The sequence below is a fragment of the Pseudomonas sp. GL-RE-29 genome (assembly GCF_019947275.1).
Taxonomy (GTDB): domain Bacteria; phylum Pseudomonadota; class Gammaproteobacteria; order Pseudomonadales; family Pseudomonadaceae; genus Aquipseudomonas; species Aquipseudomonas fluorescens_A.
Genome location: NZ_JAGYGD010000003.1, coordinates 243465 through 269021, shown reverse-complemented (window position 1 = coordinate 269021; position 25557 = coordinate 243465). Strand labels below are relative to the sequence as shown.

Sequence of the window (25557 nt, the reverse complement as noted above, 5' to 3'; positions counted from 1 at the left end):
TTAAAACGTGGTCTTGACGGAGAAAGACAGGTAGTCCCGGTCTTTCAGCGATTGCTTGTAATTGAACTGGCTGGCGGCGTTGAGGTTGGTGTCCTCCGCGCCGTAGTAATGCGTGTAGGTCAGGCCGGCGGTGACGCGATCCAGGTAGGTGGCGGTGATGCCGATGTTCATGTCGCCGCCGTTGTCCGGGCCGAACGAGCTGACCACCGCCGACTTGCCCAACGGGAAGTAGCTGAGACCGACCGGAATGCTGATATCGATGCCGGAGAAGAACTGGCGGTAGGTCGGGGTGTAAACCACCTTGAACCCGAGGCCGTCATCGGTGGCATTGGGGTCAAGGGCAGCGCGGTTTTTGGTGACGCTCAGCAGTCGGTTCCAGGCGATCTCACCGACCAGTCCCGATTCCCTGGCAAGGAAGTTCGGCCCGAATGAGGCCAGCACGTTGAGGTTGACGTGGGCTGTACGGCCGACTGCGTAGAGGGCGTCATCATCGTTGTCTGCGACCACGCCGGGCAGCACGGTTTGCCCGTTGGAAACCAGCGGCATGTTCCAGCGCATCGAGGCTTCACCGGCAAAGCTGTATTCGTCGACCGTGGTGGAAAAACTTCCCCCGAAGGCGCGAATGTCTTCCGGGTACACCCAGTAGTATTCGCCGATCTGGCCGGTGCTGAAGTTCGGCGCCCCGGTGGAGGGTTTCAGATACAGCTTGGGTGTCTTGTCGTGATACTGGATCGCGTACAGGCCGTACTCGACCGTTTCCGCGCTGTACTTCAACTGCAAGCCGCCCTGCCCCGAACTTTTCGCTTCCTTGTCATTGCCATGGAAGAACGCCGCCGGGCTGGCGGGATTTCCACCGAGGAACGGAGGAAACGGCGCGCCGACGATCAAGCGTTCGTTGCCTTCGCCAATGGTGTCGCTGGTGGAGAAGTAACTGCCCGCGCCCGGCAGGCGCGTCTCTTCCCATTCCAATTGGTAGAACGCGCCGAGCGACACGTCGTCGGTCAGTTGAAACGTGCCCGACAGTTGATTGACCGGACGGGTGATTTCCTTGAACTGGGTGTTGGGTACGGACTGCGCCTTCACCACGTCGACCGGCGCCATACCACCGGCAATGCCGTTGGCCCCGAAGAACAGGCTCTCGCCCCAGATCAAGCCGTGGCGACCGGCACGCACGGACGTGGAGTGATCGGCCACTTCGCCGTTCCAGTACACGAACGCATCGAGTAATTCACCGTCGCCGCCATGCAGATGGCGGGTGTCGTCGGTGAATTCGTCGTAGGCCACCGAGCGGGCGTTGGCCCGTGCCGGGTCGTCGTTATCGTTGTCGTGCTGGTAGGAGCTGTCGTACCAGGCAGCGCCACTGAGGCGCGCGCCGACGTTTTTGAACGACATGTCCAGCTCGGAAAGGATGTCCGTACGGTTGGAGATCAGGCCCTTTTTGAAGGCCCGATCACCGTCGTCCTGGTTGAGTGCCACCTGGCCCTCGCTCAGTTTGCTGCTGGGATTCTGGGTGCGCCAGGCGGCGCTGTACTTCACGGTGTTATCCCAACGCAGGTTGAAATCCGGATTGCCGGTATCCACCGAAAAGGCATGGGCTGCCTGGCTGCACAGCACCAACGCCGCGGCCAAACTGAAAGCAAAGGGTGCAGACGAGCTGACCGGGCGGCGCGCAAGCGTCGCAGTCGTGGAACTAACCATCGCGTTAACCTCTTGTTTTTATGTAGGTAACTGCTGCGGGTGAATCAGATGGGCTCGGCCGTCAGCGCGAGCATCTGCTTGACCAGGCCAATGCGGTCGAACTCACGGTCGTGCTGCATTTCCTTGTCGCCGGCCAGCACCGAGCTTTCGCTGATGAACTTGCAGCGCTCGAAACGGCGCGCCATGAAGCGCTGCAGCTGTTGCTCAATGCTGCCGTCGCGGGTCAGTTCTTCGCTGAGCACGATGGCGTCTTCAATCGCCATGCCGGCCCCCTGACCGAGGTGCGGCGTGGTCGCGTGGGCAGCGTCACCGATCAACAGCACGCGACCGCGATACCAAGGCTCGTCGACGAAGACCACTTCCATCGGCTTGTAGACCACCTGACTGCTGTCGGTGATTTGCTCACGCAGTTCGCCGATGAGGCCGGTGAACCCCTGCAAACGCTGGCGCATCTGCTCGGCCAGCGTCGCCGGGTCCATCCACGGGTTGGACGGTTCGTGGGACGTGAGGAACAGATACATCAGGTCACCGGCCAACGGAACGAGACCGGCATTGCCTTCGGCACTCTGGTAGTTGGCGAGGTGATCGATTTGGGGCGCGCGCGGGAAGTTGTAGCGCCACACCGACTGGCCGGTGAAGCGCGGTGTGTAGGTGTCGCCGAACAGCAAATCGCGAACCTTGGAGAACAGGCCGTCAGCGCCGACCACCAGGTCGTAGACAGCGCTAGTGCCATCGGTGAACAGCACATTTACGCTGTCGCCTGTGTCGTTCAGGGATTCAACACTCAGACCCAAGCGCACTTGGGCGCCGAGCTCCAGCGCCGTTTCGCTGAGGACTTTGTGCAGCGCCAGACGCGAGATACCGACGTTGGCAGGATACGCAGGACCTGCCAGGCGCTGACCCGGAATGCGTGCCAGTAGCTGGCCGGCCGGGCCGTAAATGGCGACGTCTTCAAAGGCATACGCCGCATCGAGATAACCATCCAGCACACCCAGCTTGGCCATCTCGCGGACCACGTTGCTTTGCTGGATGATCCCGACGCCGTACACCGTCCACTCTGACTTGAGCTCGATCAGATCGACTTCAATGCCCTTGCGCCGCAGTGCGATGGCCGTACACAAGCCGCCAATGCCACCGCCCACGATCAGAACTTTGTTCACTGCACTCATGGTTCTCTCACTTTTTATTCTTGTGATTCGATGCAGCGCCGGGCACTGCGTCGTTAGGTTCAGCTTCCCGGCAAAGCAGGGATTTGACTAATCGCGAGTAGGGATGCGATGTATCTCCAAACGCGATACCTCGATCTGAGGTGGCGCGACCGCATCAAAGGGCATTTGCAGCACCAGCCAGCCCTCCTCCACCCGCCACGGCAACGCCTCCAGTTTCTGGCCCAGACACGGGCCGTAGACGCATTCCCCGGTACTCGGGAGAAACTGCGCCCCGTGTGCGTAACACATGATCAACTGGCCGTCGGCGGACAAAAAACGGTCCTTGCGATACTCCAGGCGTACGTCCAGATGCGGGCAACTGTTGCGATATATCCGTATGTTTCCCTCGTGCATTACGGCAAAAACACTGTCCTTGCCGCGTTGCAATGGATCGAATCCGCGCGCCTGCCCTTCCACCAACTCGTCCATCCGGCACAGGGGAAAATCACTGTGGCTCATGGCTGGCATCCGCCCTCAACCCTGTTTGGGTGGCGGACCGCCAGGTGCCCATTTTTCTTTCGAATTGAACAGGAACAGCTGCGAGTTATCGGCTGACAAAGGCGCACGGCGGGCCTCCCAGGCGTCATCGTGTTTGTCCATGTCCGCGTCGTATTCGATGTGGCAACCCAGTGGACTGTTGAAGTACCAGAACCAGTTGGAGCCAAAGAGGTGACGGCCAGGGCCCCAGAAACTGGTCCAGCCTTTTTGCTCGAAACGCGTGCCGGCCAACAGCACTTCGGTGCCGCTGCCCATGTGAAAGGTGAAATGCTCACAGCCCTTCATGTGTGGCGGGGTCTGGATCATGAACAGGCAATGGTGATCATCGGAGCCTGCGGGGCGCATGAACGGCCCGGCGCCGACAAAAGTGTCTGTGGTCCGGAAGCCCAGGCGTTCGGCATAGAACGCTTCGGCCTTGGCCGCGTCGGGGACGAAATACACCACGTGGGACAAGGTGCGTGGCACCGCGCTCATGTCGAGGGTGATGCCGGGCTGGTTCAGCGGGCGTTGCGGCGAATGGCCGGCGGCGTTGGTCAGGTCATCCGGGGCGTCGTACGCCTTGCGCACGGTGACCTGGAAAGCGATGGCGAAGCCCATGTCGTCGACACTGTGCAACACGCCGTTTTCACGGGTGACCTGACGATCCCGTGCCAACTCGTCTTCGATGGCGTCGAGGTCAGCCGCGCTGGCAACGCCGTATATGGTTTCGCGTATCGACGGCGCCGGGCCGATGGCAACCGGCAAAGACGGATCGTCTGCGCGGCGAATGATCACGGCAGTGCCGTCCAGTGCTTCAAAACGCCCGCCATTGCTGTCGACATCGACCGGCGCAAGGCCGTAGTCACGCAGGCAATCGGTACAGGCTTGGATGTCATCGACGCCAAAGATAAGGGCATCAAGGCCAATGATGTTCATGGCTACCACTCCATTGAAATTAGTATCCGGATGCACTTGCTGAAAGCTCGGTAAGCCATTCAGCGATGCATGAAATCCGGTGGTGGTGTCGGCCAGAGGTCCGACTGCGGCGAAGAGTGACGTGCGCTTTGGCAGCTGACTAATCGCGAGTGGGGATGCGACCTATCGGCAAACGCGATACCTGATGACTTCGGATGACGGCGCACGGGCGGGGTTGACGGGACGATGAATTCACCGGAATGTATCGTCAAAATAAATACAACAGTGGACGTACCTGATGCGTTTCAATCACCTCGATCTCAATCTGTTGGTGGCACTCGATGTATTGCTCGAAGAGCAAAACATCACCCGTGCCGCCGAACGCCTGCACATGACACAGTCCGCCACCAGCGGCGTTCTTGGGCGTCTGCGCAGTTATTTCGAAGACGAATTGCTGGTGCAGGTCGGGCGCAAAATGCAGCCCACGCCCTACGCCCAGGAGCTCGCCAAGCCGATTCGCGAAGTGCTGCTGACGATTCAATCCTCGATCACCGCCAAACCGGTGTTCGACCCCACCACCAGCAAACGCCACTTCCGCCTGGTGACTTCGGATTACCTGATCAGCGTGCTGTTCGCCCAGGTGATTCAGAAGATCCACCAGGAAGCACCGAACATCACCTTCGAGATGCTCGGTCCTGGCGATAACTCCGGTGAATTGCTGGTTCGCGGCGAGGTCGACCTGATGATCGTGCCTGAGCGCTACATCATCGACGGCCACCCGCACAAACTGCTGTTCGAGGAAGAACACGTCTGCGTGGTGTGGAACGGCAACACCCAGGTCGGCGACAGCCTGACCCTTGAGCAGTACATGGACATGGGCCATGTCTCCGTCGGTTTTGGCCGCACCCGGCACTTGAGCATCGAAGAATGGTTCATGAACCAGTACGGCTTCAACCGCCGCATCGAAGTCATCACCAACGACTTCAACACCCTGCCGCAACTGGTGGTCGGCACCCAACGCATCGCCACCATGCACCAGCGTCTGGCGCGGCTGTATGCCGAGCATTTGCCGCTGCGCATCCTCAATCCACCGGTAAAGATTCCGGTCATGCGCGAGGTCATGCTCTGGCACCGCAGCGTCGACGGCGACCCGATGCACCGCTGGCTGCGCGAGCGCATCTGTGAGTTCATCCAGCATCTGGAACAGGATCCTATCGCCGCTCGCGATACCTCGCATCCCGAGTCACGATTGGTCAATTAGCCGGTGCGTCCTTAACGTGCCTTGAGAACGCTCAAGGCAACCACAAGGACAACAACAATCATGTTCCGTTATTTCCCGACCAATTACGTGTGGAATCTCTCTGTCAACCTGGCCATCGAGATGGGCGCCCGCATTGGCGAAATCGAAGAGATGTGCGCACCGCTGCAGGAAGCCGCGCAGCAGCCTGACGCCGCTGGCACCAAGGCATTTCGCGAAACCTGGGCGAAGATGGCCGACAAACTCTGCGGCCTGGCCGAGGAAGACGAAGGCAATTGCCGATACCTGTCCGCCGGCGAAAAGTACAACCGCGCCGCCACCTATTACCTCACCTGTGAGCGCTTGCAGGCCCATGGCGCGCCGGGTCGTACCGAGCTTTATCAGCGTTTTTTGCAGACCTTCAAACGCGGCGTCGAACTGTCTCGGGAGAACTGCGAGCGCGTTGAAATTCCCTACGAGGGCAAACATATTTCCGGCTTGCTGGTGCGTGCCGAAGGCGTGAACGGCCCGGCGCCGATCCTGGTACAGGTCAACGGACTGGATTCGACTAAAGAGATGAAATACCGCGTCGGTCTGCCAGCCTGGCTGGCAAAGCGTGGCGTCTCGTCATTGATCATCGACCAGCCCGGCACGGGTGAAGCGCTGCGCCTGCATAACCTGATCGCCCGCTACGACAGCGAGCATTGGGCCAGCCGTGTGGTCGACTGGCTGGAAACCCGAAGCGACGTGGATGCCAAGCGTATCGGCCTGGAGGGCGTCTCTCTCGGCGGTTATTACTGCCCGCGCGCGGTGGCCTTCGAGCCACGGTTTGCCTGCGGTGTGGTGTGGGGCGCGAACCATGACTGGCGCGATGTGCAAAAGCGTCGACTGGAAAAAGAAGGCAGCTTCCCGGTCCCGCACTATTGGGCGCACGTGCAGTGGGTATGGGGTGCAAAAGACATGGACGAGTTCATGGCCATCGCCGAAAACGTCCATCTGGACGGCGTGCTGGACCGGATCAAGGTGCCGTTCCTGGTGACCCACGGTGAAAAGGATTCGCAGATCCCGTTGAAGTGGGCGCATCGTACTTACGAGCAACTGGTCAACAGCCCTAAACGTGAACTGAAGATCTTCACCGAACGCGAAGGTGGCGTGCAGCATTCCAGCTTTGACAACAGCATCAACGCGGGTCAATACATTGCCGACTGGGTTGCCGAAAACCTGGGTGGCCGCACCGCCTGACCCGGCCCCCTGTAGGAGCTGGCTTGCCAGCGATGGCGGCAGCACATTCACCACCGCTATCGCCAGCAAGCCGGCTCCTACAAATCTGTGTCATACCCAACATCCACCATGCCCCCGCAAACCCGTAGGAGCTGGCTTGCCAGCGATAGCGTTTGCACTGACCTCTGAACGAACTCAGTTTGGTGCTCGGGTGCCATGGAACGAGCTGATCTGCCAGCCCTCGGCCCCGAGCGTCCAGACCTGCGTGGCAAACCCCTCACCGCGAATCGACTGATCGCCGCCGCGCTTACGCAGTGTGTTGCATTGTGTACCAGTCATGACGGCCAGCTGTTCTCCGTAGAAGCGGATCAGCAACTCGCCACGCTCAATGTCCAGGTACTGTACGGCGCTTTTTGCGTACTCCAGATAGTCCGCCTTACCTTGCACCAGGCCCGTGGTGTGCACATACACCAGGTCATCGGCGAACAGCTCGGCGACGCGTGGGTAGTCTTCTTCAACCAATGCCCGGCGGCGTTCTTGCTCAAGTGCCAGAAGCTCGGTTTTTACCGCTGTGGTGGTCATATGAAACGCTCTCTGTGGGTGATGAGCGCGCACCATAGACTCGCGATCCAGGGTACAAAAAATCGTCGATCACGATGCCTGCCATCGTCACTCGCGATACCCGCCAGTTGATCTCGTTCATCCTCGCGAAGCCCGCGCGCTTACTGGCGTGCAGCAGCTATCGACGCCATCAATACCCGGCCATTGATGCAAGTTGCTGGTGGCATCCATACCCGCACCCTAGCCTCGCTTTGCATAACAATCAGCAAAGTGAAAACGCCATGAATGCCCTGCACCTGAAATGCCAGACCCTGTTCGACGGCACTGGCCTGGAAACCCGTCAACAGCAAACGCTGGTCGTGGAAAACGGCCTGCTGGCGTATGTCGGCCCGACCGCCCTGGCGCCGCAGCCGCAACCGGGTGACACCGTTGTGAACGCCGGCGATAACTTCGTCATGCCGGGTCTGGTGGACGTGCATACCCATTTGGCCTTCGGCAACGCGCAGAGCGAAGAAGACATCGATATCTGGACCAGCGACGAATTCCGTGCGCTGCGCGGCATGTTCTTCGCCCAACATGTGCTGGCCGCTGGCGTGACCAGCATGGTCTGCCCGGGCGATAGCGGTCAGCTCAGTATCGCGGTGCGCAATGCGATCGCTGCGGGCCTGTTCGAGGGCCCGCGCATCGCGGCCAGCAGCCGGGTCATCACCAATCGGCAGAGCCTCAACGACTGGTTTCCCAGCCGCGTGGGTGCTCCGGAATATTTCACCGCACGCCTGGTCACCAGCCGCAGCGAAGCCTTGGCAGAAATCCGCAAGCAGGCAAAGGATGGCGTAGACCTGATCAAGATCGCCATGGACGGCACCCACCGTCGCCCGAACGGTGAAATCATTGCCGCATTCACCGCTGAAGAAACCTATGAGATGGTCGAGGAAGCCCATCGCCTGGGCTGCAAAGTGGCGACCCATGCCTATGGCCGAGAAGCGGTGATGTACGCCGCACGCGCCGGGGTCGATCTGGTGTTCCACGCCTTTTACATGGACGACGCCTGTATCGAGGCCTTGCTCGAGGCTGGCAGTATCCTCGCGCCGACCATGACCTTCCCGCAGAACACCGTGGACTTTTGTCAGCCCCACGACCCCGCCATCAGCACCGGATACGCCGGTTACTGCGCACGCACGCTGGAAGTCGGTTCGGCGGTGCTCAAACGCGCCAAAGCCGCCGGCGTGCCTTTCGCCTGTGGCAGTGACAGTGGATTTGCCGTGACGCCTTACGGCGAGTGGCACGCGCGTGAATTGGAACTGCTGGTCACTCGCCTGGGCTTCACCCCCGCCGATGCCTTGTATGCCGCCACCGCTGTCGGAGCGCGTTGCATGCCCCGCGGTGAAACCATCGGCACTCTGGAAGTGGGCAAGCAAGCGGACTTCCTGTTGCTCGACGGCTCGCCGTTGCACGACATCCGCATCCTCCAGGATCGCTCGCGACTCAAAGCCGTGTACAAGGCCGGTCAGCCGGTGCGCTTGGAACGCAGCCCCTACAACCCCAAGCAAGTGTCTGATTTCAACTCGTTGAAGTGGACTGACCTGTATACCCGCGACCGGGTTGCCCAACTGGGCAAGTGGGCCGTATGAGGAGCGACGTCATGCACACACTTGATCTGCTAACAGCCACTCAAATCGCCAGCAGCGCGATCCGGATCGCTCAAGAAACCGGAATTAAACCCTTGGCCGCCGTCGTGCTGGATGCGGCGGGTCATCCACTGGCGGTTTTGCGCGATGAACAGGCCAGTTTTCTTCGTCCGCAAATCGCTACCGGCAAAGCACGCGGCTGCCTCGGAATGGGCTTCGGTGGGAGGGAACTCGCACGGCGTGCGCAAGCCATGCCGGCGTTCTTCGATGCGATCAACAGCCTGACCGGTGGCGAAGTTATTCCAGTGGCGGGCGGTGTGCTGATTCGCAATGCCGAGGGATTGATTCTGGGTGCCATCGGCATGAGCGGCGACACCTCGGACAATGATGAACGCTGCGCTGTGCAAGCCATCGACCAGGCCGGGCTGGTGGCCGATACCGGGGATTAACTGGCGAGTTGATCCAGCAACGCGGCCTGCTCCAGTAACAGGCCGCGAAACCACATCATCGCCGGATCCCGCTCCTGATACGGGTGCCATTGCAACACCTGCACGGCGTCCGGAAAGGCCAGCGGTGCCGGGTGAATGCGCAGCGGATAACGCTGGGCAAAACGCTGCGCTTGCCGACGAAACACGGTGGCGATTCGCGCGGTGCCCACAATGAATTCCGGCATCAGCGCGAAGCTTTCGAGGGCCACCGCCACCCGCCGATGCACACCCAACTCATGCAGGTGCATGGCATCCATCGCCAGGTTGCGACCGTCGGCAAACTCGCGGACCACGTGCTCGGCCGCGCAGTAGTGGGTCAGGCTCAAACCCGCGGCGTACTCCGGCTGCTGTGCGCAAACGATGCAACACAACTGGTCGCTCATTAATGGCACATGGGGGTAGGCAGGGTTCAACCGACGCTGCGGGACGATCACACAATCACTGCGACGATAGTCGAGCGCTTCGCTGACCACATCACCGTCGCGAGGCACCGGCAAATCCCGCAGGCTCAAACGCACACCCGGCGCGACACGCGCCAACTCAAGGCTGACCGCAGGCAAAAGCACCCCGGCCACGTAGTCGGACGCCACCAAAGTGAATTGCCGAGAACAACTGGCCGGGTCGAAATTCACTGGTGCATCGACAATCTCCCGCGTCAGCGCGAGCGCTTCATGCACCTTGGGCGCAAGCTCCAGCCCCAACGCCGTGGGCTCCAGACGCCGGCCGACCTGCACCAGCAACGGGTCATTGAAATGTTCACGCAAACGCCCGAGCGCCGAACTGGTCGCCGACTGGCCCAGACACAAACGCTCCGCCGCCCTGCTGACGCTGCATTCAGTCAACAAGGCATCCAGGGCCACCAGCAGGTTCAGGTCGAGACGTCGATACCTCATGCCATTTCCGTTGATAAAGGCAAGGACGCCAATCTAAGGGCCCGTGTATCAGTCATACCAATCGCATACCTCGTTAGCTGATATCGCGATTGACGATACTTGGTCGGTAAATGTGTGCAGTGACGCTGTCATGAATAGTCAATTAACTGTCGTCAAATGCGAAGCGCTCCCGCATCGGGGCCTTTTAAATGGAGGTACTAAAAAGTCTCTGGCAATTGAGTCGACGGATCCCACCGCGGCCCCTTAGTCACGAGTTGCCTGGTCCGCCAGGCAGGAGAATAACAATATGAAATCCGTGAAAAGTTTGCTGGCCGCCATCCCCCTCATGGCGCTGGCCATCGATGCGCAAGCCTACGTATCGAGTCAGGAAGCCGCCCGGCTGGGCACCGTCCTGACGGGAGTGGGCGCCGAAAAGGCCGGCAATGCCGATGGATCCATTCCGCCCTACAGCGGTGGCCTGACTACTGCCCCCTCCAGCTTCAAGACCGGCGACAGCATGCGCCCCGACCCCTTTGCGCACGAAAAGCCGTTGCTGTCGATCAATGGCAAGAACGTCGATGCGTACAAAAACATGCTGAGCGCTACCACCGTAGCGTTGGCGAAGCGCTATCCCGGTTTTCGCGTCGACGTGTATCCGACCCACCGCACGGCATCACTGCCACAGGCGGTACTGGACAACAGCCGCAAGAATGCCACCAACGCCAAGGCCATCAATGGCGGGATCGCCATCGACAATGTGATGCCCGGGGTGCCGTTTCCGATCCCGCAATCCGGCGCGGAAGCGATGTGGAATTTTCTCCTGCGCTACCAGGGCGTCAACATCCACTCCAAGTACGACTCCTGGAACGTCGACACAGCGGGCGTACCGAGCCTGGCGGTCACCGGCGAGGCATTCATCTCGTTCCCGATCTACGAGAACATGTCGAAGCCGTTCAACAGCTCGGACATTTATTATCAGTTGAAGCTGTCCTATACCGGACCCGCGCGCCGAGCCGGCGAGTCGATCATGCTCAAGAACGCCACCAATGCCACGGAGTTTCCTGGCCGTGCCTGGCAGTACATGCCGGCCCAGCGCCGCGTCAAACAGATTTCGATCCTGGCCTACGACACCCCCAACCCCGGCACCGCCCGAGCACTGGAGCTGTATGACTGGACGCTGGTCGGCAAGCAGGAAATGATCGTTCCCTACAACACCTACAAACTCACCTACGCCCGCGAAGCAAAATCTCTGACCACTCCTGACTTCATTTCCCCGGATTTCGTACGCTGGGAAAAACACCGGGTCTACGTTGTCGAAGGCAACCTCAAACCCGGTGCAAAGCACATCTACCAGAAGCGCCGCTTTTACCTCGATGAAGATACCTGGGCCGCAGTGGCGTCCGATCAGTACGACACCCGTGGCCAGCTGTATCGTGGCTCCTTCGCTTTCTTCAGCCAGAGCTATGACCAGCAAGTCCCGGACGCCACACCGTTCATGACTTACGACCTGTCGAAACGTACCTACAACATCAATGGTGTGGTCGGCCCCCATGGCGGCATCCGCTATATCGAGCCGCTATCGACGGCGCAGTGGGTGCCGGAGTCCATGGCGGGCACCGGTATTCGCTAGTCTGAGATGCATCAGGGCCCGACATCCGGGCCCTGATGCTCAGTCCTGCCGCAAGGCGCCATCGAACGCTGGCGTCAACCCCGACAATTCCAGCTTGCGGACAAAAGCGCCAATACGTTGCTGCTTGTAGGCGTCCACGTCCAGGTCTCGGTAATCGTAGAAACCCTGACCATCGCGCAAACCATTGCGACCGTTTTGCATGTTGTCCGCAATCACCTGCGGCGACTCGAAACGCGGCGACAGCGCGCCACTCAAGTAACGCGAGGCGTAGAAGAGAATGTCGCCTCCACCCCAGTCGATAAACTCAAGCAGCCCCAGCACCGAGAAGCGCAAGCCAAAACCGACGCGCACCGCCGTGTCGATGTCTTCAGCGCTGGCCACGCCCTCTTCCACCATCCGTGCGGCTTCGTTCATCGCCAGTGCCTGGATGCGCGGCACGATATAGCCAGCCACCGGATTGCAAACCACCGGCACTTTGCCAATTCGCTTGAGCAGTTGCAGCAAGCGCTCGACCACCTGCGGGCAGGTCGCTGCGCTGCGGCTGACTTCCACCAGCGGCATCAGGTGCGCCGGGTTCAGCCAGTGCGCGTTGACGAAGCGTTGCGGCTCGCTGACCATTTCGCTCAGCTCGGTGACCAAAAAGGTCGAAGTGGTCGACGCGATGATGGTCGACGCGGGGACCTGCTCGCTGACCCAGGCAAAGGTCTCCTGCTTGACCGCGATGACTTCCGGCACGGCTTCGAACACCAGGTCGCACAGACGCAATGCCTCGGCGGCCTGGGACCGGGATTGCAATGCCAATCGTGATAGTGCGATGTCCGCCTGTTCCGGCTCAAGCATGCCGAGGCGAACCAACATCTGCAGCTCGCCGCGGATGTTGTTGCGCACACGCTCGAAGTAGCCGCGCCGCTCCTCCTCGGCGCGATCCTTGATATCGATGAGGGTGACCGGCAGGCCTGCGTGAATGAATGCCAGGGCAATGCCCTCGCCCATCCGGCCGGCGCCGACCACGCTGACTTGCGGCAGCGCGGCGCTCATCAGTTGCAACCCTTGGTCAGTAGTTCGGTCATCTGTGCTCGACTCAACTTGGCCAGGCCGAGATTTTCCAGAGTGCGGCCCTCGGCGTAGAGATCACGCCCGGCGACGACCGAGGCAATGCTCAGCAGGCCCTGGGCAACCGGGGTCGGCACACCGGCCCAACGGCCGACGGACACCAGGAGGGACAAGCCCAGGCGTGTGTCTTCGAGCATGTAGCGATGCTTTTGCAGGTCGATGTCTTCGCGCCAGTCGCCGCTGTCGGTGAGCTTGCCATGGGCACCGCGACCGTACATCCACTCCTCGCCTTCGCTGCTGTTGTAGTGATCGGCCAGGGGGAAATGCGGCGCGCCATAGGTCAGTTTTTCTCGCACGGTCATGCGCTCGGCATCCAACTGGTTGGTGACGCGGCGGATCGACGGCTGGGTGCCTTCGTTGTGAATGTCCCAGGCCTCGAAATGCTCCAGGGGACCGGCGTTCATCATGATCAGCGGCGGATGGATGATGGGACCTGCGTTCATCAGCGCACCGCTCAGGGCGTCTTCAATCGGTTCGACGCTCGGATAGGCTTCGCGCAACACCGAGAACGCGTGCTCGGACAGGTGACTCGGGAACACGCCGGTCGGCAGGCGCGTGGCGTAGCAACTGATTACCAAATCGCTGGCGCCATGCTTGCGCACCAGGTACGGCAGCGTACCGGTTTCAGCAAAGGCGACTTTGCTCTGGTTGCCTGCGTCGGCCATGGCTTTGGCGAACACGTAGCTGCCGAACGTGCCCGGTGGCAGGAACACCACTTGACCGTCACGCAGGTGCGGCGCCACGTGTTTGGCCAGGTCTTCATGGGAAGTCGACGGCAGCGGGATGATGACCAGTTGCGCGTCGCCCAGGGCTTCGGCCAGGTTGTCGGTCAGCGATAGCTTGTCGCCCTGCTTTCCGACCGACAACTGGCGCGTGCCTTGGTAGTCCTTGATGGTCAGGCTGCCGATGGCCAGCAGTTCTTTGAGCGCGGCGCAGTCGCGACGCCACAGGCGGGTTTGATGCCCCTTTTCAGCCATTTCGACAGCCGCGGCATAACAGCCGTGTCCACCACCCAGCACGGTAATATTCATCGAGTCACTCCTCTTGTCAGTGACTCGATGCTATCGAGCTGCACCGCCGGCGACTTACCCGATTGCGCAGCCGACTGACCGATTGCGCAGAAGACTCAATGCTTCTGTCGGCGCAGCGTGTCTGACGGCAGGCAACCGTAGCGTTGCCGATAGGCGCTGGAAAAATGCCCGAAGCTGTTGATGCCATGACGCAACAGGATATCGGTGACCGTTTCACCCTCCTTGCCCTGCTTCAGTGATTCGTGGATCACCGCCAGGCGGCGGTCACGGATGTACTCGACCGGCGCTTGCTGGAGAAACTGCTTGAAGCCGTTCTGCAAGGTGCGCACCGAAACGCCGGACAATTCACTCAGGGTCGCCAGGCTGATCGTCTCGTCGAGATGCTCCTCGATGTAGTCACGGGCCTTCTTCACGTGGTGCGGCAGCGGCGCGCGCGCGTCGATCAAAAGATCCGCCGAGTAATTGTGCGGCAACTGGGTGAGCAGCAGCTGCATCAGGTATTCGGACAAGCCGCTGGCGATGCGCGAACCGTCCACGCCATCGCCGTAAAGCCGGCAGATGTAATCCAGGGTGTGATAGAGGCTGACGACGCCGGCGCCCAGGTGGTCGACGCTGACATCGAAGATCACCGACTGTCGCAGGCTGCGGCCGAGCAAGCGTTGCAGTTGCGTCTCCAGGGCATCGCGGTCGATACGCAGGATCAGGTTGCGGCACTCGCCATCGGTGACGATGCGGCTTGTCGCGAATGGCGAGGAAACGCTGAGGTAGCCCGACTGCATCGCCGCACTACGCCGCCCGTGGGCCACCTCGCAGTGTCCCTGCAAGGTGATGCGGAACAGGTATTGATCGGCAATGTCGCCGATGTTGATCTCCACCGGCGCGCCATAACGCAAGTCGAGCAGCGCCGAATCGCCGAAGAACACGCCGTTGAGACGGGTGTAAATCGGCTCGTCACGCAGGACGTTGAAACTGTGCGGGCACAGGTAATGGCTGACCTTGTCCTTGATCTCGCGGTAATCGGCCGAGCTGAACAAGCTGTGCCGTTCCAGCAGGTGTACATCATTCAACATCAGAGGCTCTCCTGACCTGAAGCGCAACGGCCCCGCTGCGTGGAAACGGAGCGAGGCCGAAATACCGACAGAGGACTGTTTATGTCACACCTGGGTCGGATACTCACGGGCATAGCTTTCGCGGAAACGACCGCACCCACGCCACAGCAGAAGCACCGTCAACACCGACGCCCCCACGATTACCAGCGACATCGACGAACCCACCGCCGCAGGCGACCCGAAATAACGGTCGGTCAACAGCGCCACCAGCGTGGTGCCCAGGCCCAACCCCAGCAGATTGCTGATCAACAAGAACACGGCCGAAACCTGCGCACGCACCTGATTCGGCGCGAGAATCTGCATCGCCGCCGTGGACGCTGGCATCGGGAACGAGGCGAAGAACATCGCCGGCACCAACAGCGTCACCGACAACCACAGTTGATCGACTTGAGGGAACATCACGGCCGGTATTGCCATGCCGAGGGCGCCGATCACGCCGGTGCGCATCGCGGCATCCTGATGTCCCTTCTTGGCCAGGTAATCGGTGAGCCATCCACCGAACAGCACCCCGGCGGTGTTGGCCAGCAACAGCACGGTGCCGAGCATGTAACCCGCCTCCATCGGCGTCAGGCCGAACTTGCGGATGTACAGCGCCGGGCTCCAGCTCATCATGCAGAAAAGCACCATGGCGTAGAACGAAAAGCCCAGGTAGTGGCAGGCGAAGGTGGCACGGTGGCGACCGAGGAAACGCAAGCCATCGCTCAGCGCGACCTTCTTCGCCCGGCCCTGCGCGTCAACCTGCAAGCCTTTGCGCGCCGGGTCACGCACGGTGAGCCAGATCAGCAGACCGACCACGATGCCGGGCAGGCCGACTATGAAAAACGCCAGTTGCCAGGCTTTCATTGCGCCGAGAAAGGCGACCTCAATGGTGTGCATGTCCTTGAGCATGGCGATCACGTAACCGCCCACCAGGAAGGCCAGGCCACCACCGACGAACGAGCCGATCGAGTAGATGCCCACGGCGCGGCCGAGTTTCTCCTTGGGGAACATATCGCTGAACATCGAGTAGGCCGAGGGCGACAGGGCCGCTTCGCCGACACCGACGCCAATGCGCGCGAGGAACATGTGCAGGAAGTTCTTGCTCAGGCCGCAAGCTGCCGTCGCCAGGCTCCAGAACACCACACCGACGGCGATGATCTTCGGTCGCGAGAAGCGATCAGCCAGATAGGCGATGGGCATGCCCATGAAGGCGTAGAACAACGAAAACGCCAGCCCGTGCAACAAGCTGAACTGGGTGTCGCTGATCTGCAGGTCGGCTTTGATCGGCTCGATCATCAGCGCGAGGATCTGCCGGTCCACAAATGAGAAGATGTAGGCGACCATGCACAAGCCGACCACGTACCACTCGTAAAGGTAAGTTTTCTTTTTCTGCTGTTGCAGAACCGCGTTATCGACCTGGATATTCACTCGTATTTGCTCCTCTTGGAATCCGCTCATGCGCGCAGCGCGCCGGGTAACGGTGCACGGGACACCGACTGGAAAGTTGCGGGGCAGATGTAAAGGACAATGGGTTGGAACATGGTCAGTCCTCTTATTGTTATGGTGTAAGCACGCTTACCAGAATTTCCAGGTGTACGTCGTGGCGACACGGAATTCGTTGTAGTCGTAGCCAAACTTCTGTTTCACATCGATGTTGCGCAGGTCCAGCCCGAGGCCTTGCAGCGGTCCACTCTGGACCACGTAGTTGAGCCCCAGATAACGTTCGCTTTCTTCGTTGTCGCTCAGGTTGCCGCCACGGTCCCAGTTGGTGCCCTTGGTGTAGCGGGTGTAGAACTTCAGCCCCGGCATGCCCATCCCGGCAAAGTCATAGCCATAGCGCGCCGACCAGGACTTTTCATCCGGGCGGACAAACCCCAGGGATGACCAGTGCACCAGGTAAGGTTGCGGAATGTAGCCGTTCATGGTCGGGAACACGCTGTCACCGAGCATGCGCTGGTAACTGAGGCCAAACATGTGCGCGCCCTTGAGCAAACTGAACAAGGCACCGTAGGAGCGGTTGTCGATCTCACCGTTTAACGCTTCGCCGTCTTCATTGTTATTGAAGTAGCGCAAGTCGGTTTTAAGTTTGTAGCCATTGCCCAGGTCAGCCATGTGCATCAGGCCGAAATAGTGCTGCTGATAAATATCGTGCAACACGCCATAGAAATAGCTGGCTTGCAGGTTTTTGCTGATGTCGTAAGTCACGCCACCAAAGTCCAGGCCATCGCTGTCGATATTATCGGTGGAGCCAAACTTATACAGTTTCTCGTGGTTGGAAGACTCTCGTGTCACGGCAGACCAGAAACGGCCACCGGTCAGCGTCAACCCATCGACTTCCTTGGACTCAACCACGGCGCCTTGGTAGATGGTGTCCAGTTGGCGACTGGGGTCATCGAACGCCACCGGCAATTGCGGGCGCAGATCGCCGACTTTCAACTCGGTCTTGCTGTAACGCATCTTGAAGGTTGCACCGGCGCGACTGTAGTCATCGGCGGTCTGTTGATCGCTGACGCTGTACGGCAGCGAACCGTCGTTGCCCGACGAGTCCAGGCGCACGGCGTATTGCGCATCCACATCAAGGCCGATGGCCAGGGCGGTATCGGTGTACCCGGAGGTAAACTGCGCATCGAAACCCTGAGACCAACTGTGCACTTCAGAAACCGGCGCATTGGTATTGGTGTAGTTACGGTGCAAATAGAAGTTACGCGTATCGACCTTGAAGTGACTGTCATCAATAACATCGGCATAGGCTGCCAATGGCGAACAGATCATTCCCAATGCGCTGGCAATACCGAGCCCACGGCAAGATTGCTTTACCTGAAGCATCCAACATCTCCACTCTTATTGTTATGGGGTAAAACGCCACGCGAGCTCAATGGAACAGTCCGCTACGACGACACGCCTCTTGTCTACGCAAGGTATGCGAGTGAACGTCGCGCCGGTATCGAGATGAACAGCATCAGAGAGGGGGAAATCTTCAACCCGGCTAAAGGTTTCCCTTAGTCGACCCGAAGGTGGAACGTGATGCGCTCGCAGAGGAATTGCGAGTTCGCTGTTCGGCGCGGCAGCAGACAAGTGCCCCGGCCGAAGGCAATCAAGCCGAAACGAAACAGCGACCGTTTTCGGTCGCTGTTTTAGTAGGTGCGGTGTGGCTACACGAGATAAAAAATGCTTGCGCGTCAGAACGCAGGCACGACATCGCCGTGATAACGCTCAAGGATGAATTTCTTCACTTCAGGCGAATTGAGCAACGCGCCGAGTTTCAGTACGGCAGGGGCGTTCGCCTTGTCGCGACGTACGTACAGGTAATTGGCGTACGGCGACTCCGAGCTTTCGATAAACAGAGCATCCTTGTGAGGCTCCAGTTTTGCTTCCAGTGCGTAGTTGGCGTTGATCAATGCGAGGTCAACCTGGTTAAGCACGCGCGGCAGCATCGCCGCTTCCAGTTCCTGGAATTTCAGATGCTTGGGGTTGCTGACGATGTCCAGGCGCGTCGCCATGATGTTGTCGGGATCCTTGAGCGTGATCAGGCCTTGTTTGGCGATCAGCAGCAACGCACGACCGGAGTTGGTCGGGTCGTTGGGGATGGCGATGGTGGCGCCGTCCTTGAGCTCACTGATGGACGTGATCTTCTTCGAATAGGCACCAAAAGGTTCGATGTGCACGGCGACGATGGGCACCTGATCGCTGCTTGGGCGGTCTTTTTTGTACGCCTCGTAATAGGGTTTGCTCTGGAAGTAATTGGCGTCCAGCAAGCCCTCATCCGTCTGCCGGTCTGGCTGGATGTAGTCAGAGAAGACTTTGACATCCAGCGTCACCCCTTCCTTGGCCAGCTCAGGTTTGAGGAACTCCAGGATCTCGGCGTGGGGCACAGGCACCACCGCGATTTTCAGGGTTTCGGCATAGGCAGAGCCCATGGCGGCGACCAGCAGGGCAACGGAGAGCGCGACGCGTTTCACGATAGTTTTCCTTCGAAGCGTTTCAGGGAGAAAGAGGAAAGATCCAGGTCGGTCGAGCCGCGCATGCACCACTGTGCAAACGCCTCGCCCAGTGCGGCGGAATGCTTGAAGCCGTGACCGGAACAGGCTGACACCACCAAGGTGTGCTGCAACGACGGATGTTCGTCGATGATGAAATGGCGATCCGGCGTCACGGTGTAGGCGCAGACCGCCGACTTGACCACCTTCGAGGTAACCCCGGCGATACGGCCGTGGACCTGGTGCTCATACATGTCCTGCTCTTCGGCCGCCGAAACTGTGCGATCCATTGTTTGCGGTAATGAAGCAGTGTTGTATTGCGCGGTGGCGATTTTCAGGCTGCCCTCGCCGTGTAATGCGGGAAAGCCGTAGTTGATTTTGTCGTCACCACGACCGTGGGTGAGGATAAATGTCGGCGAGTGCCCAACCAGCCCGGCGCCCTCCTCCAGCTCGAACCAGAACAGCTTCTGCCGGTAGACACTGAGCAAGGTGTCAAACGGCTTGCCGAGCAATTCGCTGCTCCAGTTGCCGGCGCTGATCACCAGCTTGTTGGCAAACAGCGTGCGCAAGTTCGTGGTGACTTCGACACCCTGCTCGTTCGAGCTGATCGCGGTGACGGTCTCGCCTTTGTGAAGAACTGCGCCGTGTTGTTCAGCCAGTTTGAGCTGCACATCGATGCAACGTTCTGGGCGTACAAAACCTCCACCCGGCTCGAAATAGCCGATGGCCGTGTCGTGCACGTTGGCAAATTGGGGGAAGCGCTGGCGAATCTGCTCGGCGGACAAGACTTCGTGCTCGATGCCGTAGGCCTGCGCCAGGCCGATGGTGCGCAAGGTGAAGTCGGTTTTGTCGTCGGGGTCAAACTCGGGACTCGACGTCAAAACCAGCAGGCCGGACTGTTCGAACAGCGACTCCCCCGACAGTTTCTCAAGCTCGCGCCAGATACGGTGGGAGTTGCGCACGATGGGAACGTATTGCGCGCCCTCACCGACCGACAGCCGAGTAATGCGCGTATCGCCGTGGCTGGAACCCTGGTTGTGAGGTGGATGATGGCGGTCAATACCCACGACATTCACCCCCGCCTTCGCCAACTGATAAACCGTGGCGGCCCCCATGGCACCCAAGCCCAGCACCACCACATCACACCGCTCGGACATCAACGCTCACCTGTCAAAAAGACGCTAGTTGAATTTGAAAGCGACCAAGAATCAACGACTAAAAGAGCATATGCATATTCCCCACCGCGTATTACCGAGCGCTCTGCTGCGGTGATACATGAATAAAGAGGTGAACATTCAACCCCTGATTGTCCGCGCCTCCAACCACGACGCGATAATTTTCAAACTGTCAGATATGACACAGGCAAGACCGCCACCTTCAAACTATCGCCACTTCCCCGGGGAAAAATCACCACCCTGCGTAACTCGCCCTCTATCGGATCTCGCATTGACATATCGATAAATCTCGATATCCTCAGCTCATGGAATTACTCGAAATATTCAAAGCCCTCTCAAACCCTACACGCCTTGAAATCTTGAAAGGCTTGAAGGACCCCGTAAAGAACTTCCCTGCGCAGGATGAAGGGGACGTTCTCACGGTGGGGGTCTGCGTCAGCAGTATTCAAGAAGGCATCGGGCTGTCGCAGTCAACGGTGTCTGGTTATCTTGCAACCCTGCAACGAGTGGGCTTGGTCGAAGTCAGGCGCATCGGTCAGTGGACTTACTACAAACGCAATGAAGCAACCATCAGTGTTCTTGCTGAGCTCATAGGGAAAGAGCTGTAATTTTTTACCGCAATATATCGAGATATCTCGATATCCCTTTTTGTCGATATGAGGTTTCACAATGAAAGCGATGACACTTAAAGCATTTGGCGGCCCTGACTCGTTCGAATTGCGCGACGTGCCCAAGCCCGTGCCGCGTGCGGGACAAGTCCTGGTGCGAGTCCACGCAACCTCCATCAACCCCTTGGATTATCAGGTTCGACGTGGCGATTATCCCGACCTGGTGCAACTGCCGGCCATCACCGGACACGACGTATCGGGCGTTGTCGAAGAAGTCGGGCCGGGTGTGACGTCCTTCGCTCCGGGAGACGAAGTCTGGTACACCCCGCAAATATTTGACGGGCCAGGCAGTTATGCCGAATACCACGTCGCGGCCGAAAGCATTATCGGGAAGAAGCCACCATCCCTGAGCCATCTGGAGGCGGCAAGTCTGACCCTGGTTGGCGGGACGGCGTGGGAAGCACTGGTCGTGCGTGCAGCGCTCAGAGTCGGGGAAAGCATTCTTGTGCATGGCGGTGCTGGAGGGGTTGGCCATGTGGCGATCCAGCTGGCAAAAGCCATGGGTGCAAAGGTGTTCACGACCGTGCACGAGGCAAACTCCGAGTTCGTACGAAGTTTAGGTGCCGACGTGGTCATCGACTACGAAAAGGAGGATTACGTCGACGCCATCATCCGGGAAACGGATGGTCGCGGAGTCGATGTCGTGTTCGACACCATCGGCGGCAACACACTGTCGCGCAGCCCCGACGTGCTCGCACAACTTGGCCGGGTGGTCACGATTGTGGACATTGCACAGCCGCAAAACGTGGTTCAGGCCTGGGGCAAGAACGCGAGTTATCACTTCGTTTTCACAAGGCAGAACCGCGGCAAGCTTGATGAATTGAGCGCGTTGGTAGAGCGCGGTCAGCTGCGCCCACACGTTGGCGCAGTCTATTCGCTTGCCGACATTGCGCTCGCCCATGCCCGGTTGGAGAGTCCCAACAACGGCCTTCAAGGAAAAATTGCGATTGCGGTCGAGCCATCGCTCATCTCGTAAGTGCGTACTTTTAACCGTTTAAGTCATATCGGAGAAACGCCATGATTTATGAGATCGCTCTGCTCCCCGTCCACCAAGAACGCATTGAAATGTTCAGGCTTGCATTTGCCGAAGTCGCCCCTTTGCTTACCCGGGCAAAGGGTTACGGTGGCCACTTGCTCGCGCAAGGGATTGAAACCCCCGAGCAATTCAACCTGATCGTGCGCTGGGCTTCACTTGCGGATCACACGCCGGGCTTCGAAGAAAGTGAAGACCATCGGATGTTCATGATGGGCCTGGAGGAATATTTTTCGGAAGAACCGAGGGTCTACCATATCGAAGGGGCCGCTTTTTCTGCGGGCGAACCGATGATTTGAACAGAACCGCTAACATGGGTAATGCCAGAGCCTCAAGAGGTATGTGGCTCTAAACCATTTAGCCATTGCCGGTTACGTTCAACTGGCCCGCTCCAACGCCGAAAACAGGCTGACGTACTCCAAAGAAAGCTTATGCCGTGGTGCCAAATGGATCATTGGCACCGACACTTCATGGGACTCACGCATTTTGACCGTGCTGCTCAAATAGTCCGGTAACACTGGCAAGCCTTCGGCCACCAACTCGTCGATCAGCATTTGATGCAGGCTGGCACGCGCCACAAACTGGTTGACCACTACGCCCTCCACGATCAACGACTCGTTATGGTCAGCCTGCAACTCGGCCACTTGGGCGATGACGTTGTAGAGCGCATGACGAGAAAAACTGTCGCAATCGAAAGGAATCAACACGCGGTCGGCGGCGATCAGCGCACTGAACGTATAAAAATTCAGGGACGGCGGCGTATCGATATAAATGCGTTCGTAATCTTCGGAAAGCTCTACCAACAAGCGCCGCAGCTTATTGATCTTGAATTTCGACTCAAGCTTTGACTGTAGGTCGGCAAGCTCGTGGCTGGCCGTGACCAGATGCAGATTGGCATAGCGGGTATCGGTAATGGCCACTCGATTCTTTTTACTGGCCGGTCCGCTGGATAAGGTTTGCTTGAAGAAATCGGCGATCCCCATGGGGATGTCATCGCCTGTCAGCCCGGTCAGGTATTGGGTCGAATTCGCCTGAGGATCGAGATCCACCAAAAGCGTCCTGTAGCCTTCGGCAGCACTGACAGCAGCCAGATTGCAGGCGATGCTCGATTTGCCAACGCCACCTTTTTGATTGAACACGACTCGACGCATGAGAGAGGTCACCTGAAAAAAACCTCCCTCGATCATAGGAATGAAACATTTCAGTAATATTTCTGCGCGACAATTTTGTTTCATTTTTAAGACAGCACACACCTCCGACTGCTTGACTCGATCAGCCGTGAGCCAGAGGTGTGTACCGCAAACAAGGAAGTCAACGATGCGCTGCTCGCCGGATGAAATACGCCACCAGATCCTGGACGCCGAACCCGTGTTGAAAAGGCTCGATGTCGAGATGGAAGGGATTCAGTTTGATCCGCTGGTCCCGTCAAGCGTTTGCGCTGCCTACGCCAAGGTGGATCGGGTGATAGAGCATCTGCTGGCGCCGTTCAAGGCAAACCCCATCCTCGGGCCATTAACGACGCAGCTGAAGCCCCAATACTTTGATGGTATTCGAGCGAAGGTAGCGCACGCCCGGAACGGGAATCGCTTAGCTGCGCCGGTCCCAAAATAGAGATACGGCGCAGCTTTCGGTTCACGACTCACCGACAGCAAATCTCACTCTGTGACAGTCAGATGGTTCAAGTTTCTGGCCGCTTGATGAGCGCACTTCAAGCGGCATCAGAGGCTGACCGAACTCGTTATCCAACAGCACGGAACGGGGCTCTTGCGGCTTGAACAGGAACCGCTCCCCCCACTGTCTCAGGCTAACCACAACCGGAAAAATCTCTCGCCCTTTTTCCGTAAGCGCGTACTCCTTGTAAGCACTGCCATCTGACGCCGGTCGAACATCGAATATCCCGATTTCAACCAGCGTTTTCAGTCGCGACGCCAGAATATTCTTGGCCACGCCCAGGCTCTTTTGAAATTCGCTGAATCGGCGAATGCCGTCGAACGCATCGCGAATGATCATCAGCGACCATCGATCGCCGATTGCCTCCAGCGTTCTGGCAACCGGGCATTCGCTGTTTTGCGGTGGAGCGTCTTCGAGCATTTTTTTTGACCTTCCGAAAGGTGGATTCGCCGAGGCTGCCTGGCAGACTGACGGAATGTGGTTGCAATTTGAAACCTGAATCAGCAACAATCGAATCTAGTTTCCAATTGAAACCAGTTTAGCGCCATGGAGGCGTACATGACAGCAGATACCGACTCGGTCACCCAGGGATTCGCCAAGTCTGAACGATCCCCCGGCCTTTCTCCGTCGCTCGCTTTCCTGTTTTCTGTCACCTGCGCGCTTGCAGTAGCCAACGTTTACTTCGCACAACCGTTACTCGATTCAATGGCTCAGAGCCTGAATGTGGCGTCATCGATGATCGGGATTGTGGTCACGGCGACTCAGGTGGGTTACGCGCTGGGATTGCTGTTCATCGTCCCACTGGGCGATCTGGTCAACCGTAAGCGCCTGATTCTGACTCAAGTGCTGCTGTCCGCCATTGCGCTGGCGGCTGTTGGTGCAGCACAACAGTGGCTAGCCCTGTTGGGAGCCATGATCGTAATGGGTTTGCTGGCCGTGGTCGTTCAAGTCCTTGTGGCATACGCCGCCGCGCTGGCGACACCTTCACAGCGTGGGCATGCAGTCGGGACGGTAACCAGTGGAATTGTCCTGGGCATTCTTCTTGCGCGGTTTACTTCTGGCCTGATTGCGGACATCGCGGGCTGGCGCGCCGTTTATTTTGTGTCCGGCGGATTGATGCTGACCCTCGCGGCGGTGCTTTGGAAAGTGGTGCCCGCCGCAGCGCCATCCAGGCATCAGGATTCTTACCTGGCGCTTATCCGTTCGCTCTTCAGGCTGTTTGTGAGCGAACCGGTTCTACGAATCAGGGGTCTGTTGGCCCTGCTGATCTTCGCCGCTTTTTCCGTGCTATGGACATCCATGGTCCTGCCGTTAAGCGCCCCGCCGCTGTCGCTTTCACACACTGCAATCGGCTTGTTTGGACTGGCGGGCGTAGCCGGTGCCCTGGCTGCCAGAAGCGCTGGACGCTGGGCCGACCAAGGCCTGGGGCAACGAGTGAGTGGTATTTCGCTGGGGATTCTGACGCTGTCCTGGCTGCCCATCACGTTTGCCGAAACGTCCCTGTTAGCGCTGGTTTGCGGCGTTATCTTGCTCGACTTCGCGGTGCAAGCCGTACACGTTACCAACCAGAGCCTGATTTTCTCCGCACGGCCGGACGCCCAAAGTCGCATGGTCGGTGCTTACATGTGCTTCTACTCGGTCGGTAGCGCGCTGGGAGCCGCTGCCGCGACCCAGATTTTTGCGTTATGGGGCTGGATGGCGGTGTGCCTGCTGGGCGCTTCGATCAGCGCTACTGCCTGGGTTCTGTGGTTTCTCACAACTCATCGCAAATGCAGGCCGGTGGCGGTTGGGTGACCGAGGCCGACAAGCTGACGGTCACTTCAGCGCCTGAATAACCGACAACCCCAGCAAGCAAACTTATTGGCT

The 25557-nt window shown here is 59.0% G+C and carries 25 protein-coding genes; 10 read left to right on the top strand and 15 right to left on the bottom strand.

Features of this window, described 5'->3' with window-relative positions:
- The 4 genes from KGB21_RS04685 to KGB21_RS04670 form a co-directional block, all read right to left on the bottom strand.
- On the bottom strand, positions 1-1698 hold the full coding sequence (locus KGB21_RS04685) for a DUF1302 domain-containing protein (protein ID WP_223503901.1): 1698 nt from the start codon (positions 1696-1698) through the stop codon (positions 1-3).
- 44 nt (positions 1699-1742) lie between these two features.
- Positions 1743-2867, bottom strand: a complete 1125-nt coding sequence (locus tag KGB21_RS04680) for an FAD-dependent oxidoreductase (RefSeq protein WP_223503899.1) — start codon at positions 2865-2867, stop codon at positions 1743-1745.
- 87 nt (positions 2868-2954) lie between these two features.
- Complete coding sequence (locus tag KGB21_RS04675; RefSeq protein ID WP_223503898.1) at positions 2955-3365, bottom strand: Rieske (2Fe-2S) protein; 411 nt, start codon at positions 3363-3365, stop codon at positions 2955-2957.
- A 15-nt stretch (positions 3366-3380) separates the two neighbouring features.
- A complete protein-coding gene (locus tag KGB21_RS04670; protein WP_034150528.1) occupies positions 3381-4319 on the bottom strand; it encodes a VOC family protein in 939 nt (312 codons plus the stop codon).
- A 277-nt stretch (positions 4320-4596) separates the two neighbouring features.
- Between KGB21_RS04670 and KGB21_RS04665 the strand changes: the two genes are divergently transcribed.
- Together KGB21_RS04665 and KGB21_RS04660 are read left to right on the top strand one after the other, a co-directional pair.
- Positions 4597-5559 (top strand): LysR family transcriptional regulator, encoded by a 963-nt coding sequence (locus KGB21_RS04665; RefSeq protein ID WP_223503896.1) that lies wholly within the window; start codon positions 4597-4599, stop codon positions 5557-5559.
- 60 nt (positions 5560-5619) lie between these two features.
- Positions 5620-6777, top strand: a complete 1158-nt coding sequence (locus KGB21_RS04660) for an alpha/beta hydrolase family protein (protein WP_034150526.1) — start codon at positions 5620-5622, stop codon at positions 6775-6777.
- Between the two features lie 174 nt (positions 6778-6951).
- Here the strand turns inward: KGB21_RS04660 and KGB21_RS04655 are convergent, their stop codons facing one another.
- Complete coding sequence (locus KGB21_RS04655) at positions 6952-7338, bottom strand: nuclear transport factor 2 family protein (protein ID WP_034150524.1); 387 nt, start codon at positions 7336-7338, stop codon at positions 6952-6954.
- Between the two features lie 260 nt (positions 7339-7598).
- Here KGB21_RS04655 and KGB21_RS04650 point away from each other — a divergent pair, with 260 nt between their 5' ends.
- Positions 7599-8948: a metal-dependent hydrolase family protein gene (locus KGB21_RS04650; RefSeq protein ID WP_223503962.1), complete on the top strand. Its 1350-nt coding sequence runs from the start codon at positions 7599-7601 to the stop codon at positions 8946-8948.
- An 11-nt stretch (positions 8949-8959) separates the two neighbouring features.
- Complete coding sequence (locus KGB21_RS04645; RefSeq protein WP_223503894.1) at positions 8960-9394, top strand: GlcG/HbpS family heme-binding protein; 435 nt, start codon at positions 8960-8962, stop codon at positions 9392-9394.
- Here KGB21_RS04645 and KGB21_RS04640 read toward each other — a convergent pair.
- Complete coding sequence (locus KGB21_RS04640) at positions 9391-10326, bottom strand: LysR family transcriptional regulator (RefSeq protein ID WP_223503892.1); 936 nt, start codon at positions 10324-10326, stop codon at positions 9391-9393. The two genes, KGB21_RS04645 and KGB21_RS04640, sit on opposite strands and share 4 nt — an antisense overlap.
- Positions 10327-10612: 286 nt before the next feature.
- Here KGB21_RS04640 and KGB21_RS04635 point away from each other — a divergent pair, with 286 nt between their 5' ends.
- Positions 10613-11935, top strand: coding sequence for a DUF1329 domain-containing protein (locus KGB21_RS04635; RefSeq protein WP_223503890.1), 1323 nt, complete (start codon positions 10613-10615; stop codon positions 11933-11935).
- A gap of 39 nt (positions 11936-11974) precedes the next feature.
- On the opposite strand, the gene KGB21_RS04630 is transcribed toward KGB21_RS04635, so the two are convergent.
- The 7 genes from KGB21_RS04630 to solA form a co-directional block, all read right to left on the bottom strand.
- On the bottom strand, positions 11975-12973 hold the full coding sequence (locus KGB21_RS04630; RefSeq protein WP_223503888.1) for a 3-hydroxybutyryl-CoA dehydrogenase: 999 nt from the start codon (positions 12971-12973) through the stop codon (positions 11975-11977).
- Entirely contained in the window at positions 12973-14079 is a 1107-nt protein-coding gene (locus KGB21_RS04625) for an NAD/NADP-dependent octopine/nopaline dehydrogenase family protein (RefSeq protein ID WP_223503886.1), read from the bottom strand. Before KGB21_RS04625 ends, KGB21_RS04630 begins: the two co-directional genes overlap by 1 nt.
- A 95-nt stretch (positions 14080-14174) precedes the next feature.
- Positions 14175-15149: an AraC family transcriptional regulator gene (locus KGB21_RS04620; protein ID WP_223503884.1), complete on the bottom strand. Its 975-nt coding sequence runs from the start codon at positions 15147-15149 to the stop codon at positions 14175-14177.
- Between the two features lie 84 nt (positions 15150-15233).
- Positions 15234-16595 carry a spinster family MFS transporter gene (locus KGB21_RS04615; RefSeq protein ID WP_223503960.1) on the bottom strand — a complete coding sequence of 454 codons (1362 nt, stop codon included), beginning with the start codon at positions 16593-16595 and terminating at the stop codon, positions 15234-15236.
- 147 nt (positions 16596-16742) lie between these two features.
- On the bottom strand, positions 16743-17993 hold the full coding sequence (locus tag KGB21_RS04610; RefSeq protein WP_223503882.1) for an OprD family outer membrane porin: 1251 nt from the start codon (positions 17991-17993) through the stop codon (positions 16743-16745).
- A 353-nt stretch (positions 17994-18346) separates the two neighbouring features.
- The gene (locus KGB21_RS04605; protein WP_411741320.1) at positions 18347-19126 is read right to left on the bottom strand and encodes a MetQ/NlpA family ABC transporter substrate-binding protein; all 780 of its coding nucleotides are present in this window, start codon (positions 19124-19126) and stop codon (positions 18347-18349) included.
- Complete coding sequence (solA, locus tag KGB21_RS04600; protein ID WP_223503881.1) at positions 19123-20301, bottom strand: N-methyl-L-tryptophan oxidase; 1179 nt, start codon at positions 20299-20301, stop codon at positions 19123-19125. The genes KGB21_RS04605 and solA overlap by 4 nt, the downstream gene beginning before the upstream one ends.
- Before the next feature lie 323 nt (positions 20302-20624).
- Between solA and KGB21_RS04595 the strand changes: the two genes are divergently transcribed.
- The 3 genes from KGB21_RS04595 (at position 20625) to KGB21_RS04585 (ending at position 22319) form a co-directional block, all read left to right on the top strand.
- Positions 20625-20927, top strand: coding sequence for an ArsR/SmtB family transcription factor (locus KGB21_RS04595; RefSeq protein WP_034150513.1), 303 nt, complete (start codon positions 20625-20627; stop codon positions 20925-20927).
- 61 nt (positions 20928-20988) lie between these two features.
- Entirely contained in the window at positions 20989-21963 is a 975-nt protein-coding gene (locus KGB21_RS04590; RefSeq protein ID WP_223503879.1) for a zinc-dependent alcohol dehydrogenase family protein, read from the top strand.
- A gap of 41 nt (positions 21964-22004) precedes the next feature.
- Positions 22005-22319 (top strand): antibiotic biosynthesis monooxygenase family protein, encoded by a 315-nt coding sequence (locus KGB21_RS04585; RefSeq protein ID WP_223503877.1) that lies wholly within the window; start codon positions 22005-22007, stop codon positions 22317-22319.
- Positions 22320-22397: 78 nt separating this feature from the next.
- On the opposite strand, the gene KGB21_RS04580 is transcribed toward KGB21_RS04585, so the two are convergent.
- Positions 22398-23171 carry a ParA family protein gene (locus tag KGB21_RS04580; RefSeq protein ID WP_223503956.1) on the bottom strand — a complete coding sequence of 258 codons (774 nt, stop codon included), beginning with the start codon at positions 23169-23171 and terminating at the stop codon, positions 22398-22400.
- A gap of 166 nt (positions 23172-23337) precedes the next feature.
- On the opposite strand from KGB21_RS04580, the gene KGB21_RS04575 reads away from it, so the two are divergent.
- On the top strand, positions 23338-23631 hold the full coding sequence (locus KGB21_RS04575; protein WP_223503874.1) for a hypothetical protein: 294 nt from the start codon (positions 23338-23340) through the stop codon (positions 23629-23631).
- A gap of 21 nt (positions 23632-23652) precedes the next feature.
- On the opposite strand, the gene KGB21_RS04570 is transcribed toward KGB21_RS04575, so the two are convergent.
- A complete protein-coding gene (locus tag KGB21_RS04570; RefSeq protein ID WP_223503872.1) occupies positions 23653-24111 on the bottom strand; it encodes a winged helix-turn-helix transcriptional regulator in 459 nt (152 codons plus the stop codon).
- Between the two features lie 138 nt (positions 24112-24249).
- Here KGB21_RS04570 and KGB21_RS04565 point away from each other — a divergent pair, with 138 nt between their 5' ends.
- Positions 24250-25485: an MFS transporter gene (locus KGB21_RS04565; RefSeq protein WP_223503870.1), complete on the top strand. Its 1236-nt coding sequence runs from the start codon at positions 24250-24252 to the stop codon at positions 25483-25485.
- The last annotated feature ends 72 nt before the right edge of the window (positions 25486-25557 follow it).

Coding starts and splice junctions, on each gene's coding strand:
- KGB21_RS04595 (WP_034150513.1), top strand. CDS start 20,625: ATGGAATTACTCGAAATATTCAAAGCCCTCTCAAACCCTACACGCCTT.
- KGB21_RS04575 (WP_223503874.1), top strand. CDS start 23,338: ATGCGCTGCTCGCCGGATGAAATACGCCACCAGATCCTGGACGCCGAA.
- KGB21_RS04610 (WP_223503882.1), bottom strand. CDS start 17,993: ATGCTTCAGGTAAAGCAATCTTGCCGTGGGCTCGGTATTGCCAGCGCA.
- KGB21_RS04570 (WP_223503872.1), bottom strand. CDS start 24,111: ATGCTCGAAGACGCTCCACCGCAAAACAGCGAATGCCCGGTTGCCAGA.
- KGB21_RS04585 (WP_223503877.1), top strand. CDS start 22,005: ATGATTTATGAGATCGCTCTGCTCCCCGTCCACCAAGAACGCATTGAA.
- KGB21_RS04680 (WP_223503899.1), bottom strand. CDS start 2,867: ATGAGTGCAGTGAACAAAGTTCTGATCGTGGGCGGTGGCATTGGCGGC.
- KGB21_RS04630 (WP_223503888.1), bottom strand. CDS start 12,973: ATGAGCGCCGCGCTGCCGCAAGTCAGCGTGGTCGGCGCCGGCCGGATG.
- KGB21_RS04565 (WP_223503870.1), top strand. CDS start 24,250: ATGACAGCAGATACCGACTCGGTCACCCAGGGATTCGCCAAGTCTGAA.
- KGB21_RS04645 (WP_223503894.1), top strand. CDS start 8,960: ATGCACACACTTGATCTGCTAACAGCCACTCAAATCGCCAGCAGCGCG.
- KGB21_RS04580 (WP_223503956.1), bottom strand. CDS start 23,171: ATGCGTCGAGTCGTGTTCAATCAAAAAGGTGGCGTTGGCAAATCGAGC.
- KGB21_RS04640 (WP_223503892.1), bottom strand. CDS start 10,326: ATGAGGTATCGACGTCTCGACCTGAACCTGCTGGTGGCCCTGGATGCC.
- KGB21_RS04650 (WP_223503962.1), top strand. CDS start 7,599: ATGAATGCCCTGCACCTGAAATGCCAGACCCTGTTCGACGGCACTGGC.
- KGB21_RS04660 (WP_034150526.1), top strand. CDS start 5,620: ATGTTCCGTTATTTCCCGACCAATTACGTGTGGAATCTCTCTGTCAAC.
- solA (WP_223503881.1), bottom strand. CDS start 20,301: ATGTCCGAGCGGTGTGATGTGGTGGTGCTGGGCTTGGGTGCCATGGGG.
- KGB21_RS04655 (WP_034150524.1), bottom strand. CDS start 7,338: ATGACCACCACAGCGGTAAAAACCGAGCTTCTGGCACTTGAGCAAGAA.
- KGB21_RS04685 (WP_223503901.1), bottom strand. CDS start 1,698: ATGGTTAGTTCCACGACTGCGACGCTTGCGCGCCGCCCGGTCAGCTCG.
- KGB21_RS04620 (WP_223503884.1), bottom strand. CDS start 15,149: ATGTTGAATGATGTACACCTGCTGGAACGGCACAGCTTGTTCAGCTCG.
- KGB21_RS04675 (WP_223503898.1), bottom strand. CDS start 3,365: ATGAGCCACAGTGATTTTCCCCTGTGCCGGATGGACGAGTTGGTGGAA.
- KGB21_RS04590 (WP_223503879.1), top strand. CDS start 20,989: ATGAAAGCGATGACACTTAAAGCATTTGGCGGCCCTGACTCGTTCGAA.
- KGB21_RS04670 (WP_034150528.1), bottom strand. CDS start 4,319: ATGAACATCATTGGCCTTGATGCCCTTATCTTTGGCGTCGATGACATC.
- KGB21_RS04665 (WP_223503896.1), top strand. CDS start 4,597: ATGCGTTTCAATCACCTCGATCTCAATCTGTTGGTGGCACTCGATGTA.
- KGB21_RS04625 (WP_223503886.1), bottom strand. CDS start 14,079: ATGAATATTACCGTGCTGGGTGGTGGACACGGCTGTTATGCCGCGGCT.
- KGB21_RS04635 (WP_223503890.1), top strand. CDS start 10,613: ATGAAATCCGTGAAAAGTTTGCTGGCCGCCATCCCCCTCATGGCGCTG.